Source organism: Massilia sp. UYP34 (assembly GCF_056279385.1).
Genome location: NZ_JBWBRF010000001.1, coordinates 1 through 15,999, shown reverse-complemented (window position 1 = coordinate 15,999; position 15,999 = coordinate 1). Strand labels below are relative to the sequence as shown.

Here is a 15,999-nt window from a genome sequence, read left to right as displayed (position 1 = left end):
TGGCCGCCTGCGATGGCGGCGCGAGCAATCAACCAACCTGGAACGAAAACTATGTCCACCATGCGTACCAACTACTGCGGCCTCGTGACCGAGGAACTGCTGGGCCAAACCGTCAGCCTGTGCGGCTGGGTGCACCGCCGCCGTGACCACGGCGGCGTGATCTTCATCGACCTGCGCGACCGCGAAGGCCTGGTGCAGGTGGTCTGCCATCCGGACAACGCCGCCGTCTTCAAGGCCGCCGAACACGTGCGCAACGAGTACTGCCTGCGCATCGTCGGCACGGTCACCAACCGCCTGGAAGGCACGGCCAATGCCAACCTGAAGTCGGGCAAGATCGAGATCAACGCGACCGAAGTCGAAGTGCTGAACGCCTCGGTGCCGGTGCCGTTCCAGCTGGACGACGACAACCTGTCGGAAACCACCCGCCTGACGCACCGCGTGCTCGACCTGCGCCGCCAGCAGATGCAGCACAACCTGCGCCTGCGCTACAAGGTGTCGATGGAAGTGCGCAAGTACCTGGACAACCTGGGCTTCATCGACATCGAGACCCCGATGCTGACCAAGTCGACCCCGGAAGGCGCGCGCGACTACCTGGTGCCGTCGCGTGTCAACGCCGGCAACTTCTTCGCGCTGCCACAGTCGCCGCAGCTGTTCAAGCAGCTCTTGATGGTCGCCAACTTCGACCGCTACTACCAGATCACCAAGTGCTTCCGCGACGAAGACCTGCGCGCCGACCGCCAGCCTGAATTCACCCAGATCGACTGCGAGACCTCGTTCCTGAGCGAGCAGGAAATCCGCGACCTGTTCGAAGAGATGATGCGCGTCGTGTTCAAGAACACCACCGACGTCGACCTGCCGAACCCGTTCCCGGTGATGGACTTCGCCACTGCCATGGGCAAATATGGTTCGGACAAGCCGGACATGCGCGTCAAGCTCGAGTTCACCGAACTGACCGAACTGATGAAGTCGGTCGAGTTCAAGGTGTTCAACAGCGCGGCCAATCTGCCGAACGGCCGCGTGGTCGGCATGCGCGTGCCGCAGGGCGGTTCGATGCCGCGTTCGGAAATCGACGCCTACACCCAGTTCGTCGCGATCTACGGCGCCAAGGGCCTGGCCTACATCAAGGTGAACGAGAAGGCGAAAGGCCGTGACGGCCTGCAGTCGCCGATCGTCAAGAACCTCTCCGACGACGTGCTGGCGCAGATCCTGGAGTTGACCGGCGCCCAGGACGGCGACCTGATCTTCTTCGGCGCCGACAAGGCGAAAGTCGTCAACGACGCCCTGGGCGCGCTGCGCGTGAAGATCGGCCACTCGGAATTCGGCAAGAAGGCCGGCCTGTTCGACGACGTCTGGGCCCCGCTGTGGGTGGTCGACTTCCCGATGTTCGAGTACGACGAAGACGGCGACCGCTGGACCGCGACCCACCACCCGTTCACCGCGCCGAAGGACGGCCACGAAGACATGCTGGAGTCGAACCCGGGCGCCTGCGTCGCCAAGGCCTACGACATGGTCCTGAACGGCTGGGAACTGGGCGGCGGCTCGATCCGTATCCACCGCGAGGAAGTGCAGAGCAAGGTGTTCCGCGCGCTAAAGATCGATGCCGAGGAAGCGCGGCTCAAGTTCGGCTTCCTGCTCGATGCGCTGCAGTACGGCGCGCCGCCGCACGGTGGCCTTGCCTTCGGCCTGGATCGCCTGATCACCCTGATGACCGGCTCCGAGTCGATCCGCGACGTGATCGCCTTCCCGAAAACCCAGCGCGCGCAAGACCTGTTGACCAACGCGCCGTCGGAAGTCGACGAGAAGCAGCTCAAGGAGCTGCATATCCGTCTGCGCAACGAGCCGAAGGTCGCCTGATCGCGTAGGGTTGGCGGCTTGCCGCCGACGCGGTGATAGTTTGCAGCAAGATCATTCGGCGCCGACAAGGAGCCGATCACGATCGCCGCGTCGGCGGGAGACCCGCTGACCCTACGTTCAGCAACGAGGTTTCCATGAAACCCCACAAGATCCCCGAATCGGTCCTGGTCGTGATCCACACTTCCGACATGGAAGTGCTGTTGCTCGAACGCGCCGATCGCCCGGGCTTCTGGCAATCGGTCACCGGTTCGCTCGACGCGCCCGACGAGCCCTTGATGACGACCGCCGCGCGCGAACTGTTCGAAGAGACCGGCATCGTGGTCGACGGCGGACGTATTCGCCTGCGCGACTGGCAGCTCTCCAACGTCTACGAAATCTATCCCGTCTGGCGCCACCGCTACGCCCCCGGCGTGACCCACAACACCGAGCACGTGTTCTCGGTCTGCGTGCCGCGCGACATCCCCATCCTCCTCAGCCCGCGCGAGCATTTGCGCCATGCCTGGCTGCCGCACCTGGAAGCGGCGGACCGCTGCTTCTCGTCTTCCAACGCCGAAGCCATCCTGCAATTGCCCCGCAAGACAGGCTAAAAATTGCGAACGGCAAATAAAATTGCTTAAAAGCAGCTTATTTGCCGAAAATCATCATTGAAATATGGCATGTGTGCGCAATAAAATGACGTTTTTTAACAAAAGCACGCAGGGTCTTTTTTTAGAAAATGGTCTGTGCGTGACCACGCATATGAGCTCGCGCAAACGTATTCTCTCCTATGAAAATACATTTGATTACAGTTCAATTGACTTTTTCGTGGCAATAGGAAATTTTGTGAAATTGCGTATGCACAAGATATTCCACGTTTGACAACAGTAAATGTGTGGATTAAGGTCAACGGCTCACCCAAGGTGAATTTTTGATGTGCAACTTTTAAGTGGATGATTCTGGGAGAAAAAATGGATAACCTCGAACTGAATGGCGACAAGAAAGTTAAGGCAATCACGCTAGGGGACGACTGCATTTATATCGACCTGTTCGACGGCCTGCGCCTGAGCGGTCCGTTGGCGCCGCGCGCAGAGAAGCAGGGCGCGCAAGAACGCCGTCCGCGCCGCATGATCGTGTCGGGGCATGAAGCGGTCTACGATACGGCGCTGGCGCTTGCCTGACTGTCGGATTCAGATTCAGTGAGGGCGCGACGGCATCAAGCAGGCCGCCGCGCTCCGCGCTCCAGCGTCAGGCTGTGAAGCGCACGATTGGGCCCGTTCCACGAGAACGCTGGTCCGATCCGGGTAGAATGTTCCCATGAAAATCCGTGTAGCCACTTACAACATTCATAAGGGCGTCACCTCGCTGCGCAGCACGCCACGCGTGATCGCGCTCAAGAAGGCCATTGCTGAATTCGATGCCAACGTGGTGTTCCTGCAAGAGGTGCAGGGGCGGCACGACCGCTACCAGGCGCGCTATGGCAAGGAAGACCGCGGCCACCGCCACTGGCCCGAGACGGCCCAGTACGATTACTTCGCCGCCGACGTCCACCATACGGCCTACGGGATGAACACGGTCTATGACCACGGCCACCACGGCAATGCGCTGCTGAGCTGCTGGCCGATCGAGAATTCGCACAACCACGACGTCTCCGACCACGCCTACGAGCAGCGCGGCATCCTGCACTGCATCCTGGGCGCGCCCGAATGCCGCGTGCACTGCTACGTGGTCCACCTGGGCCTGTTCGAAGGCGGCCGTGGCCGCCAGACCGCCTCGCTGATCGATGCCGTCAACGCTTCGGCGCCGAACGGCGAGCCGGTGATCATCGCGGGCGACTTCAACGACTGGCGCAATACCCTCAGCGACAAGTTACGCAACGCCCTGGGCGTCAAGGAAGTGTTCGACGAACTGGGTCCGCGCTCGCCGATGGGCGACATGGTGCGCAGCTGGGCCGGTCGCCAGCCGCGCCTGGCGCCGGCCCGTACCTTCCCGGCCATGCTGCCGTGGTTCAGGCTCGACCGCATCTACGTACGCGGCTTCAAGGTCAACAGCGCCAAGGTGATGCATGGGCCGTTGTGGGCCAAGCTGTCCGATCATGCGCCGATCGTGGCCGAGCTCGAACTCACGCAAGGTCCATGCGCAGTCTGACCTTCGTCGACAACAATGACATCGCGCTGCTGCAGAGCGGCATTGCTTTTTTCCCGGCGCTGATCGAAGCGCTCGACGCCGCCCAGCACGAGGTCTTGTTCGAGACCTATATCTTTGCCGAGGACGAGACCGGCGCCGCCGTGCGCGACGCCCTCGCGCGCGCCGCCCGGCGTGGCGTGAAGGTGAGGGTGCTGGTCGACTGGTTCGGCACCGGCCACCGCTGCTGCGGCCGGCTCGGATCCACCCTGGTCGAGGCCGGCGCCCAATACCGCGTGTTCAATCCCTGGTGCCGGCGCGGCATCGCCCGGTCGCACCGCAAGATCGCCGTGATCGACCGCGAAGTCGCCTTCGTGGGCGGCATCAACGTCAACGACGACTGGCTGTGCGACCACGCCGACGGCCACCGCCTGCCGGCGCCGCGCTGGGACTTCTCGGTGCGCGTGCGCGGGCCGCTGGTGGCCCAGATCCACCAGGAGGCGCAAGTCCAGTGGACCCGCAGCGGCCGCCTGCGGCTGCGCAAGCGCTTCCAGTTGTTCCGAGAGATGCGCAAGCAAGCCATTCCCTCTTGCGAAAGCCCGGCCCGGGCCGCATTTGTGGTGCGTGACAACCTGCGCAACCGCAGCACGATCCAGAAAGCCTATCTGCAAGCATTGGGACGCGCGCGCCACAGCGTGCTGCTGGCGACGCCGTACTTCGCGCCGGGCCGCAAGTTCCGCAAGGCGCTGGCGCATGCCGCGCGGCGCGGCGTGCAGGTGACGCTGCTGATCGGGGTGGGGGAGTTCAAGCTCCAGGATGCGGTCGCGCATTCCTTCTATCCCAAGCTGCTGCTTGACGGCGTGCGGGTGGTCGAGTACCGCAAGACCCAGCTGCATGCGAAGGTGGCGGTGGTCGACGACGACTGGGCCACGGTCGGTTCCAGCAATTGCGACGGCCTGTCGCTGTTCCTGAACCAGGAAGCCAATGTGGTGGTGAGCGATCCGGTGTTCGCCGCCACCATGCGCGCGCACATCGAGCGCGGCATCCTGGACGGCGAGGAAGTCTGTCCGCAGGAGTTCGCCCATATCGGCTGGCTGCGCCGCGCCACCTATGGCATGGCCTACATGATGTACAAGCTGGTGATGCGGGTCGTCACGTTCGGCTATACCTAGGGATAACGGAAAGAGAAGATGGAAAAAGACAACGTACGAATCGACAAATGGCTGTGGGCGGCGCGCTTCTTCAAGACCCGCTCGCTGGCCCAGGACGCGGTGGAGCGCGGCCGGGTGCGCATTGGCGGCGAACCGGTCAAGCCGGCGCGCGCCGTCAAGATCAACGACCGCATCCTGATCGACAACGGTTCCGATCGCTGGGAAGTGATCGTGGCCGCGATTTCGGGCTCGCGCGGGCCGGCGCCGGTGGCGCGCACCCTGTATTTCGAGACCGACGAGAGCATTGCGCGGCGCGAGAACGACAAGACGGCGCGCCGCCTGTACCCCGAGCCGAGCATGGACATCAAGGGCCGTCCGACCAAGCGCGACCGCCGCGCAATGGAGCGCGTGGGCGAGGAATGACGACGGGCGCAATGCCCCTCGTCAACGGGATATCCCGTTGCGCCGAAATGCTGTACCTTTATGGGTGAAACAACAAACTTCCGGTCCTCGCCCACGGCGGCGGACGGAAGCGCTCCATGGCGCCATCTCCCGGCGCCAATCGTTGTCTTGCATCAATAGAACGTCACCTCTAAGTTCCCGTTTGACATTCCTCGGCTGATAGATAATAGTACGAGCGTTCGGATTTTTTTCGATTCAGGGGCAGCCATCAGTACTTCAGCTAAATTCATGCGCAAAGGCGAGCAGACGCGGGCCGCGATCCTCGACGTCGCGCTCGATCTCGCCAGCCGCAACGGTCTCGAAGGCTTGACCATCGGCTTGCTGGCCGACCGGATGAGCATGAGCAAGTCAGGCGTGTTCGCCCATTTCGGTTCGCGCGAAGACCTGCAGCTCGAGGTGGTCAAGCTGTATCACCACCGCTTCGAGCAAGAGGTGTTTTATCCGAGCATCAAGGAAGCGCGCGGCCTGCCGCGCCTGGTGGCGATGTATACCCGCTGGGTCAAGCGCGTTTCGGTCGAGATCGCGTCGGGCTGCATCTATATCAGCGGCGCCGTGGAATACGACGACCGCGAAGGCCCGATCCGCGAGGAGCTGGTGTCGATGGTGCGTGCCTGGCAGGGCGCGCTGCTGCGCAGCGTGCAGCAGGCGGTCGAAGCCAGGCATCTGCGCGCCGATCTCGATCCCGAGCAGCTGGTGTTCGAGATGCACGGCCTGATCCTCGCCCTGCACCACGACGCCCGCTTCCTGCGCAATCCAGGCGCGGTCGAGCGCGCGCGGGCCGCCTTCGAGCGCCTGGTCGAGAATTACCGCAGTCCCCAACTACCGCAAGACCATCAGGCGGCGTAACGCCGCCTGCCACGTCCAACATCTTTACCCTCGTTCAGGAGATAACCATGGGTCAGTACGTCGCGCCAATCCGGGATATGCAGTTCGTTCTGCACGAATTCCTCAACGTCACCGAAGAATTCAAGAATCTGCCGAAGTACTCGGAGATCGATGCCGACATCATCAACCAGGTGCTGGAAGAAGGCGCGAAGTTCACGCAAGAGGTGCTGTTCCCGCTGAACCACTCGGGCGACCGCGAAGGCTGCCACTTCAATGCCCTTGACAAGACCGTGACCACCCCGAAGGGCTTCAAGGAAGCCTACCGGCAGTACGTGGAAGGCGGCTGGGCGGCGCTGGCCTGCGACCCTGAATACGGCGGCCAGGGCCTGCCGATCTCCCTGAACAACTCGTTCTACGAGATGCTGAACTCGTCGAACCAGGCCTGGTCGATGTATCCGGGCCTGTCGCACGGCGCCTACGAGTGCCTGCTGGAGCACGGCACCGACGACCAGAAACGCCTGTACCTGCCAAAACTGGTCTCGGGCGAGTGGACCGGCACCATGTGCCTGACCGAAGCCCACTGCGGCACCGACCTGGGCCTCTTGCGCTCGAAGGCCGAGCCGCAGGCCGACGGCACGTATCTCATCACCGGCTCGAAGATCTTCATCTCGGCGGGTGAGCACGACATGTCCGAGAACATCGTCCACCTGGTGCTGGCGCGCCTGCCGGACGCGCCGGAAGGCTCGAAGGGCATCTCGCTGTTCCTGGTACCGAAGTTCCTGCCGAACGACGACGGCTCGCTGGGCGAGCGCAACGGCATCGCCTGCGGCGCCATCGAAGAAAAGATGGGCATCCACGGTAACTCGACCTGCCAGATGAACCTCGATAACGCGCGCGGCACCCTGATCGGCCAGCCCCATAAGGGCCTGCAGGCGATGTTCGTGTTCATGAACGCCGCCCGCCTGGGCGTGGGCATGCAGTCGCTGGGCCTGACCGAAGTCGCGTACCAGAACGCGCTGGCCTACGCCAAGGACCGCATCCAGATGCGCAGCCTGTCGGGCCCGAAGGCGCCGGACAAACCGGCCGACCCGATCATCGTGCACCCGGACGTGCGGCGCATGCTGCTGACGGCCAAAGCCTATGCCGAAGGCGCGCGCGCCTTCTCGTCCTACGTCGCGCTGCAGATCGACCGCGAGCTGAACCACCCTGACGAAGACGTGCGCAAGGAAGCGGCCGACGAAGTGGCGCTCCTGACCCCGATCATCAAGGCCTTCATCACCGACAACGGCTGGATCGCGACCTCGGAAGCGATGCAGGTGTACGGCGGCCACGGCTACATCGCCGAGTGGGGCATGGAGCAGTACGTGCGCGACGCCCGCATCAACATGATCTACGAAGGCACCAACACCGTGCAGTCGCTGGATCTGTTGGGCCGCAAGATCCTGATGGACAACGGTGCCAAACTGCGCAAGTTCGGCGAGAAGATCAAGGCCTTCGTCGAAGACAACGGCCTGGATGAGCAGCTGTCCGAGTTCGTGACCCCGCTGGGCGAGCTGGGCGAGAAAGTCACCAAGCTGACCATGGAAATCGGCATGAAGGCCTTCCAGAACCCGGACGAAGTGGGCGCCGCCGCCGTGCCTTACCTGCGCGTGGCCGGCCACCTGGTGTACAGCTACCTGTTCGCGCAACAGGCCAAGATCGCCCTGGCCAAGCTCGATTCGGGCGACAAGTTCTACGAGTCCAAGCTGGCGACGATCCGCTTCTATTTCGCCCGCCTGTACCCGGAAACCGCGATGCTGATCCGCCAGGCGCGGTCGGGCGCCGCGAACCTGACGGCGCTGGACGCCGAGCTGTTCTAACACCACGTCACGCTGATCGACCAACGCCGTCGTTCCCGCGAAGGCGGGAACCCAAGTTTGCAAGCGCTGCCACTGAGCTGAAAAACTTGGGTCCCCGCCTTCGCGGGAACGACGAGCCAACTAAGGAATAAGGAACACACATGTCCAATTTCATCGTCAAGAAAGTCGCCGTGCTGGGCGCCGGCGTGATGGGTGCGCAGATCGCCGCGCACTGCGTGAACGCCAAGGTGCCGGTCGTGCTGTTCGACCTGCCAGCCAAGGAAGGTCCAAAGAACGGCATCGTGCTGCGCGCCATCGAGAACCTGAAAAAACTGTCGCCGGCCCCGCTGGGCAACAAGGATGACGCGGCGCTGATCGAAGTGGCCAACTACGAGGACAACCTCGACGTGCTGGCCGGGTGCGACCTGATCATCGAAGCCATCGCCGAGCGCATGGACTGGAAACACGACCTGTACGCCAAGGTCGCGCCGCACATCGCGCCGCACGCGATCTTCGCCTCGAACACCTCGGGCCTGTCGATCAACAAGCTGGCCGAAGGCTTCGACGCCGAGCTGAAGGCGCGCTTCTGCGGCGTGCACTTCTTCAATCCGCCGCGCTACATGCACCTGGTGGAACTGATCCCGACCGAGGCCACCCGCCCGGAGATCCTGGACCAGCTCGAAACCTTCCTGACCTCGACCCTGGGCAAGGGCGTGGTGCGCGCGAAAGACACGCCGAACTTCATCGCCAACCGCGTCGGCATCTTCGGCATGCTGGCCACCATCGTCGAAGCAGAGAAATTCGGTTTGAGCGTGGACGTGGTCGACGACCTGACCGGCGCCAAGCTGGGCCGCGCCAAGTCGGGCACCTTCCGCACCGCGGACGTGGTCGGCCTGGACACCATGGGCCACGTGATCAAGACCATGCAGGATAATCTGAAGGACGACCCGTTCTTCAGCGTGTACAAGACGCCGGACATCCTGGCCAGGCTGATCGAGAAGGGCGCGCTGGGCCAGAAGACCGGCGCCGGCTTCTACAAGAAGGTCGGCAAGGAGATCCAGCGCCTGGACTTCGCCACCGGCGACTACGTGCCGAGCGGCGCGAAAGCCGCCGACATCGTCGGCCGCATCCTGAAAGAGAAAGACCCGGTCAAGAAGTTCAAGGCCATGCGCGATTCGACCAACCCGCAGGCGCAGTTCCTGTGGGCGATCTTCCGCGACGCCTTCCACTATATCGCCGTCCACCTCGACACCATCGCCGACAATGCGCGCGACGTCGATTTCGCGATGCGCTGGGGCTTCGGCTGGAGCGTCGGCCCGTTCGAGACCTGGCAAGCCGCCGGCTGGACCCAGATCGCGCAGTGGGTGAAGGAAGACATCGAAGCGGGCAAGGCCCTGTCCGATGCGCCGCTCCCGGCATGGGTGTTCGAGGGCGCGGTCGCCGAGAAGGGCGTGCACACTCCTGAAGGTTCGTACTCGGTGACCAGGAACGCCTACGTGCCGCTGTCCGACCTGCCGGTCTACCAGCGCCAGCAGTTCCGCGCGCCGGTGGTCGGCTCGACCACGCAGGACGCCAGGACTGCCGGCACCACCGTGTTCGAGGACGACTCGGTGCGCCTGTGGCATTCGGGCGACGAGGTGCTGGTCATCTCGCTCAAGACCAAGATGCACGTGATCGGCGACGGCGTCATCAAGGGCATCCAGCGCGCGCTGAAAGAAGCCGAGCAGGGCTACAAGGGCGTGGTGATCTGGAATACCGACGCGGCCGAAGGCGGCGCGTTCTCGGCCGGCGCCGACCTGCAATCGGCCCTGCCGGCCTTCATGGCCGGCGGCGCGAAGGCGATGGAGCCGATCGTGCGCGAGCTGCAGGACACCTTCATGGCGATGAAGTACTCGAACATCCCGGTCGTGGCGGCCGTGGCCGGCCTGGCGCTGGGCGGCGGCTGCGAGCTGGCGCTGCATGCATCGAAGCGCGTGGCCTCGATCGAGTCGTACATCGGCCTGGTCGAAGTGGGCGTCGGCCTGGTGCCGGCCGGCGGCGGCCTGAAAGAGGCGGCGCTGCGCGCGGCGAACGAAGCCAAGGGCAACGACATCCTGCAATTCCTGAAGAACGGCTTCATGAACGCTGCCACCGCGCAGGTGTCGAAGTCGGCGCTGGAAGCCAAGGCCATGGGCTACCTGAAAGAAGACGATGTCATCGTGTTCAATGCGTATGAACTGCTGCACGTGGCCAAGACCACCGCGCGCGCCATGTTCGACGCGGGTTATCGCGCCCCGGCACGCCGCACCTTCCCGGTCACCGGCCGTTATGGCTGGGGCACCATCCGCGGCCAGATGGTCAATATGCGCGACGGCGGCTTCATCTCGGCCTATGACTACCACCTGGGCGACACCATCGCCGAGATCGTCACCGGCGGCGACATCGACCAGGGCAGCGTGGTGAGCGAACAGTGGATCCTCGACCTGGAACGCAAGGCCTTCGTGGCCCTGCTGAACAATCCGAAGACCCAGGAACGCATCATGGGCATGATGCAGACCGGCAAGCCAGTCCGCAACTAAGCGCCGACAGAACAGGACACTGACATGAGCAAACAACTTCAAGACGCATACATCGTCGCAGCGACCCGCACCCCGATCGGCAAGGCGCCGCGCGGCATGTTCAACAAGACCCGCCCGGACGACCTCCTGGTGCACGCCATCCGCGGCGCCATGGCCGCCGTGCCGAACCTGGACCCGGCCCTGATCGTCGACGCCATCGTCGGCTGCTCGTTCCCCGAGGCCGAGCAGGGCTTCAACGTGGCGCGTAACGCCGTGGTGCTGGCCGGCCTGCCGAACACGGTGGGCGGCGTCACCGTCAACCGCTACTGCGCCTCGGGCATCACCGCGCTGGCGATGGCGGCCGACCGCATCCGCGTGGGCGAAGCCGACGTGATGATCGCCGGCGGCGTCGAATCGATGTCGATGGTGCCGATGATGGGCCACCATCCGTCGATCAATATGGAGACCTTCAAGGACGAGAACGTGGGCCTGGCCTACGGCATGGGTCTGACCGCCGAGAACGTCGCCAACCAGTGGAAGATCTCGCGCGAAGACCAGGACGCCTTCGGCCTGGAATCGCACCGCCGCGCCATCGCCGCCCAGCAGGCCGGCTACTTCAGGGACGAGATCACCCCGGTCGAAGTCATCACCCGCACGCCGAACCTGGCTACCGGTGAAATCAGCGTCAAGAAGCGCCTGGTCGACAGCGACGAAGGCCCGCGCGCCGACGCCAGCCCTGAAGGCATGGCCAAGCTCAAGCCCGTGTTCGCGGCCAAGGGGTCGGTCACCGCCGCGACCTCGTCGCAGATGTCGGACGGCGCCGGCGCGCTGATCGTCGTCAGCGAAAAGATCCTGAAGGAGCACAACCTGACCCCGCTGGCCAGGTTCTCCTCGTTCGCCGTGCGCGGCGTGCCGCCGGAGATCATGGGCATCGGCCCGAAGGTGGCGATCCCCGCCGCGCTGGCCGCCGCCGGCATCACGCAAGACCAGCTGGACTGGATCGAGCTGAACGAAGCCTTCGCCGCCCAGGCGCTGGCCGTGATCCGCGACCTGGGCCTGGACACCAGCAAGGTCAACCCGATGGGCGGCGCGATCGCCCTGGGCCACCCGCTGGGCGCGACCGGCGCGATCCGCGCTGCGACCGTCGTGCACGCGCTGCGCCGCAACAACCTCAAGTACGGCATGGTGACGATGTGCGTCGGCGCCGGCATGGGCGCGGCGGGCATCATCGAGCGCGTCTGAGCCAACATGGCGGCGCTTTACTGCGCCGCCGCATTTCAAGCGTGGGCGGGAAATCCAAGCACCGTACGTCAATGCCGCGAGCGTGACGTGGGGTGGGCGGGTCTCCCGCCCACGCGTCCAACTGACGCATGGACACCCGACACGCGCTGCCCAACGGATGAACACGCGAAATCCGTAGGGTCGGCAGGTTCCCTGCCGACGCGTCCAACCACCTGAAGAACAACCGTGGAGACAGCAATGACCATCCGCCTCACCAACGCCGACGGCATCCTCACCATCGAATTCAACCGCGTCGAACGCAAGAACGCGATCACCGGCGCGATGTACCAGGCCATGGCCGACGCGCTGCAGGACGCCGAGCAGGACGCGTCGGTGCGCGCGATCCTGATCACCGGCCAGCCCGAGATCTTCACCGCCGGGAACGACCTGGACGACTTCTTGAACAACGTCGGCGACGGCGCGATGACGCCGGACCGCCCGGTATTCCAGTTCATGACCGCGCTGGAAGGCGCAACGAAACCGGTGGTGGCGGCCGTCGCCGGCGCCGCGGTCGGCATCGGCACCACGCTCTTGATGCACTGCGACCTGGTCTATTGCTCCGAGAACGCCAGGTTCTCGATGCCGTTCACCCAGCTTGGCCTGTGCCCGGAATTCGCTTCGTCGCTGCTGGTGGCGCAATCGGCCGGCTACACCCGCGCCGCCGAGAAGCTGCTGCTGGGCGAGCCGTTCGTGGCGCAGGAAGCGCTGGAGATGGGCATCGTGGCGCGCGTGCTGCCGGATGCCGAGCTGCTGTTCTTCGCCCAGGGCCAGGCCGCCAAGCTGGCCAAGCTGCCGCCCGCGTCGATCCGCACCACCAAGGCGCTGATGAAGCGCGCGCGGGGCGCGCTGGTGAAGGAGACCATCGCCGCCGAGAACGAGCGCTTCAGCGCCATGCTGACCGGCGCCGAGGCAAAAGAGGCGTTCACCGCCTTCTTCGAGAAGAGGAAGCCGGATTTCAGCAAGTTCGACTGACCTGTCCTAAAGAGGGCAATATGGCCGAGCAAGCAGATTTACTTCAGCAAGATGCAAGGGAAGGAAGGCTGGAGAAGTTCTGGCTGCCCTTGACCCTGGGCGTTGCGGCCCCGCTGTTAAGCGGGGCCGCATATTTGACCGGCGTAGCTTATCACCAAGCATATCTGAACGCATTTCGCATTCCTCTAAATCTTCTAGAAAAGTCGACTGCTGACTACTTTCTGTACGCCTATATGGCCGTAGCGGAATCCGGCATGCGGCTTTTAGGTTCTGGGCTAGTGGTTATTGCTGCCTTTATTTTCGGAGCCTACTTTTGGCAAAGTCTCCGCTGGGTGGATCGCAAGACTACTCAGAGTAGCCAATTGCAGTGGCTCCGCAGTAGGATGCGTATGAATCCGCTGTTGCGCCTGCTGGGAAATCTTGTGCTTGTGCCGACGTTAGTAATTGGATTCAGTTATCTTGCATTCGCTTTATTTGTGCTCTTCATCATGCCAATGATGTTTGGACAGGCGGCAGGAGCACGTCGCGCTGCAGAAGATGCGGAGGTATACACGCTAGGATGCGATAAGGTTCAACCTGGTATTCGATATTGCAATGATGTGTTTGAAGCTGGAAATCCGACTCGGATTGCAAGTGGATTTATTATTGATAGTTCCGAGAAATACGTTGCAATATACGAAAGCGATGCGGTTCGGACTATCCATGTAGAGGGGCTGCGGTTCGTCGCAGTTCACAAGGTAAAGGCGCCGAGACGCGATCGCGACGGTGGAGGCTAGTGGTGCCTGGGATCGCGCCAGCAACAATCAGCTCTGCTCAGATCAATGACGATAGTTGCTTTAGCGCGCCTCGCGTTGCGCTTTATGGCTCTTGCTGTAGTAGCCGGACGGGTCGGAACAGCAGACCCGCTTCTTGCTTGAAGCGAGCATGTTTCCCGTATCGGCCACGCGCTTCAAGCGAGTGTCGGCCTGCTTGGCGTATTCGATCAAGTGGACCCAGTCGAAGCGGGTGGCGTTAATGGCGGCGCCCCTGGTCTCCCCGGCCGGTAGCGATGCGTCGAGCGCCTTGCCCAACTCGGGTGGGACAGGAGGTTCCTGCTTGGTCGGCGCAGGGGCAACGTCGACGATGACGGTATCTCCGATTGTCACGCCCGCCACGGTCGTCAGCGTGGCCGGCACCATTGAACCAGTGGATCAACTGGCTGTCTGGCTCCAGTGTGGCCTGGAGCGGACGGCCGTTGAGCGCGCCTTGCATGCTCGTCCAGCCGCGCCGCGGAAAGACATTAGTGATCGGTTTCGGCAGAACGACGAAGGCCCAGCATCCTTCTCCTATCGTACGGCGGGGCGGCGTAGCGCTGTTTCGAAACGCGACTTGCAGTGGCGTGTGTCATTTTCCTCCATCGGCTTAGCGATCGGTGGAGTGCAGGTAGCAACTGCTGCCACTGTCGTGCTTCAACCATCGATGCAGATTGGGACAATCATGTCGGGGAAGGTAAATCGTGTTGACTGTATCAATAAACGGACTATACTTAATTGAGGTTCGTTAGTGGAGATGATTGTGCGCTATAAGGATTTTCCGAAGCACGATTTCAGGAGGTGTTTGCTGGTACTCGTCACGCTGGAAGAGCTCGGCGCACGAGCCACATTACATTACACCGCACAAGCACTCGAATGCACACGCGCCGAGGTGTTACGCGCTATCAAGCTCGCGCAGCAACAGTTTTTTGTTGGTATCGACAAGAGCGGTCCGGTTTATCGCATCACATCGTGGGGCGTACTCGACAGAGGCGGTGTCGCCGCAGCGCTTCGGCAAGTGCCCGAGGACGATCGCCTTGCGCAGATTTTTGGAAAAGAAAGCATTGTATGGGACAGAGAAACTGAAGCCGATCTGGTCAATTCGCTTGCCGATGCGGTGGCAATGCGCAGACAACCGAAATCGGGGCGGGAAGCCGACGTCTACCGATTGTCTGCACAGTTACTCAAGACAAGACACCGGATGGCGGCTGATTTTCTTGACTCCGCTGCACGTCAGTTTCACTACCAGGCCCATACCGTGCCGCGGCCGTTTCCTGATGTGGTCAAGGACGGCCTGGTCAGAGATATGCCTCGTTTGCGTAATCTTCTTGAGAAGCGCCTGGACGGGGTGAGGTCATGGTGAAACCGATTGAGTTTGCAACCCATACGGATCTGGCGCACGGGCTGCGATCGTTGATCATCGAACTCGAACAGCGGACGAATTTACGTGAGCCGCTGACGATGCTTATTGCTGGTGGAATGGCGATTCACTTGTACACGGCCGCGCGGACCACCACCGATGTCGACGCCGAGTTTTCGAAGCGAATCCTGTTGCCTGCCGACCTGGTTGTCGAGACGAAGGAAGGAAATATGCTGTACCTCGATGCCAGCTATAACAGTACCTTCGCATTGATGCATGAAGACTACCAGCAAGACGCAGTGCCGGTACCTATCGGCACCGACATGATGCGAGTCTACGTGCTGAGCCCTCTCGACCTTATTGTCAGCAAGATCGCCCGATTGTCCGACCCGGATAAAGAAGACATCCAGAATATGGTTCATCGTTTTCATGTCTCTGCTGAAGAGATCGAGAAACGTGCCGAGGAAGCGCTTGGTGGATACGTCGGCAACACGGATTACTTGCGGATGAATCTCCGCGAGGTTCTGGCGATGGCCCGGCGAAACGATTCGACAGGTCATAGTCCGACAGATGCCTGAGTACCTCAGGCGCGTGACTGCTGAGCTGCATTTATTTCCCGACGCGTGCGATACGTAACGCAGCCATATGCGGCAAAGCGGCCCAGCATGAATGCAACTTCATCGTGTGTCAGGAAAGCCTGTAAATCGGCGTCTGCAGTTTGTAGTGAACTTAAGGCCACCTCTAAAAACCTCGGCCGAGACGCCTGCGGCTGGGTAAAATCCTGACATCGAACCAAGCCAGCGAGTGCCGTCATGATGAAACCCCGTA

Annotated in this window: 15 protein-coding genes and 1 pseudogene; 14 read left to right on the top strand and 2 right to left on the bottom strand. The window is 62.5% G+C overall.

All coding sequences use genetic code 11. The annotated features are described in order from the left end of the window. Positions 1 to 51 precede the first annotated feature (51 nt). The 12 genes from aspS (at position 52) to ACZ9AQ_RS00025 (ending at position 13,796) form a co-directional block, all read left to right on the top strand. Positions 52 to 1,854: an aspartate--tRNA ligase gene (aspS, locus tag ACZ9AQ_RS00080; RefSeq protein ID WP_429201746.1), complete on the top strand. Its 1,803-nt coding sequence runs from the start codon at positions 52 to 54 to the stop codon at positions 1,852 to 1,854. Positions 1,855 to 1,988: 134 nt separating this feature from the next. Further along, a complete protein-coding gene (nudB, locus tag ACZ9AQ_RS00075; RefSeq protein ID WP_429201748.1) occupies positions 1,989 to 2,441 on the top strand; it encodes a dihydroneopterin triphosphate diphosphatase in 453 nt (150 codons plus the stop codon). A 360-nt stretch (positions 2,442 to 2,801) separates the two neighbouring features. Further along, on the top strand, positions 2,802 to 3,011 hold the full coding sequence (locus ACZ9AQ_RS00070; RefSeq protein ID WP_429201750.1) for a hypothetical protein: 210 nt from the start codon (positions 2,802 to 2,804) through the stop codon (positions 3,009 to 3,011). Positions 3,012 to 3,147: 136 nt separating this feature from the next. Beyond that, a complete protein-coding gene (locus tag ACZ9AQ_RS00065; RefSeq protein ID WP_429201751.1) occupies positions 3,148 to 3,978 on the top strand; it encodes an endonuclease/exonuclease/phosphatase family protein in 831 nt (276 codons plus the stop codon). Next, entirely contained in the window at positions 3,966 to 5,126 is a 1,161-nt protein-coding gene (gene clsB / locus ACZ9AQ_RS00060; protein WP_429201752.1) for a cardiolipin synthase ClsB, read from the top strand. The genes ACZ9AQ_RS00065 and clsB overlap by 13 nt, the downstream gene beginning before the upstream one ends. An 18-nt stretch (positions 5,127 to 5,144) precedes the next feature. Beyond that, the gene (locus tag ACZ9AQ_RS00055) at positions 5,145 to 5,528 is read left to right on the top strand and encodes an RNA-binding S4 domain-containing protein (protein ID WP_429201754.1); all 384 of its coding nucleotides are present in this window, start codon (positions 5,145 to 5,147) and stop codon (positions 5,526 to 5,528) included. 267 nt (positions 5,529 to 5,795) lie between these two features. Beyond that, on the top strand, positions 5,796 to 6,413 hold the full coding sequence (locus tag ACZ9AQ_RS00050; RefSeq protein WP_429201756.1) for a TetR/AcrR family transcriptional regulator: 618 nt from the start codon (positions 5,796 to 5,798) through the stop codon (positions 6,411 to 6,413). A gap of 47 nt (positions 6,414 to 6,460) precedes the next feature. Continuing rightward, complete coding sequence (locus tag ACZ9AQ_RS00045) at positions 6,461 to 8,251, top strand: acyl-CoA dehydrogenase C-terminal domain-containing protein (protein ID WP_429201758.1); 1,791 nt, start codon at positions 6,461 to 6,463, stop codon at positions 8,249 to 8,251. A 140-nt stretch (positions 8,252 to 8,391) separates the two neighbouring features. After that, positions 8,392 to 10,788 carry a 3-hydroxyacyl-CoA dehydrogenase/enoyl-CoA hydratase family protein gene (locus tag ACZ9AQ_RS00040; protein ID WP_429201760.1) on the top strand — a complete coding sequence of 799 codons (2,397 nt, stop codon included), beginning with the start codon at positions 8,392 to 8,394 and terminating at the stop codon, positions 10,786 to 10,788. A gap of 24 nt (positions 10,789 to 10,812) precedes the next feature. Next, positions 10,813 to 12,009 carry an acetyl-CoA C-acyltransferase gene (locus ACZ9AQ_RS00035; RefSeq protein ID WP_429201762.1) on the top strand — a complete coding sequence of 399 codons (1,197 nt, stop codon included), beginning with the start codon at positions 10,813 to 10,815 and terminating at the stop codon, positions 12,007 to 12,009. Positions 12,010 to 12,246: 237 nt separating this feature from the next. Further along, on the top strand, positions 12,247 to 13,020 hold the full coding sequence (locus tag ACZ9AQ_RS00030; protein WP_429201764.1) for an enoyl-CoA hydratase: 774 nt from the start codon (positions 12,247 to 12,249) through the stop codon (positions 13,018 to 13,020). 20 nt (positions 13,021 to 13,040) lie between these two features. Next, positions 13,041 to 13,796 carry a hypothetical protein gene (locus ACZ9AQ_RS00025; RefSeq protein WP_429201766.1) on the top strand — a complete coding sequence of 252 codons (756 nt, stop codon included), beginning with the start codon at positions 13,041 to 13,043 and terminating at the stop codon, positions 13,794 to 13,796. A gap of 60 nt (positions 13,797 to 13,856) precedes the next feature. Here ACZ9AQ_RS00025 and ACZ9AQ_RS00020 read toward each other — a convergent pair whose 3' ends face one another. Then, complete coding sequence (locus tag ACZ9AQ_RS00020) at positions 13,857 to 14,198, bottom strand: YdeI/OmpD-associated family protein (RefSeq protein ID WP_429201767.1); 342 nt, start codon at positions 14,196 to 14,198, stop codon at positions 13,857 to 13,859. A gap of 376 nt (positions 14,199 to 14,574) precedes the next feature. Between ACZ9AQ_RS00020 and ACZ9AQ_RS00015 the strand changes: the two genes are divergently transcribed. Next, the gene (locus ACZ9AQ_RS00015; RefSeq protein ID WP_429201769.1) at positions 14,575 to 15,174 is read left to right on the top strand and encodes a hypothetical protein; all 600 of its coding nucleotides are present in this window, start codon (positions 14,575 to 14,577) and stop codon (positions 15,172 to 15,174) included. Next, entirely contained in the window at positions 15,168 to 15,749 is a 582-nt protein-coding gene (locus ACZ9AQ_RS00010; RefSeq protein ID WP_429201770.1) for a DUF6036 family nucleotidyltransferase, read from the top strand. The genes ACZ9AQ_RS00015 and ACZ9AQ_RS00010 overlap by 7 nt, the downstream gene beginning before the upstream one ends. A 5-nt stretch (positions 15,750 to 15,754) precedes the next feature. Here the strand turns inward: ACZ9AQ_RS00010 and ACZ9AQ_RS00005 are convergent. After that, positions 15,755 to 15,999: pseudogene (locus ACZ9AQ_RS00005) on the bottom strand (hypothetical protein); the annotation flags it as partial.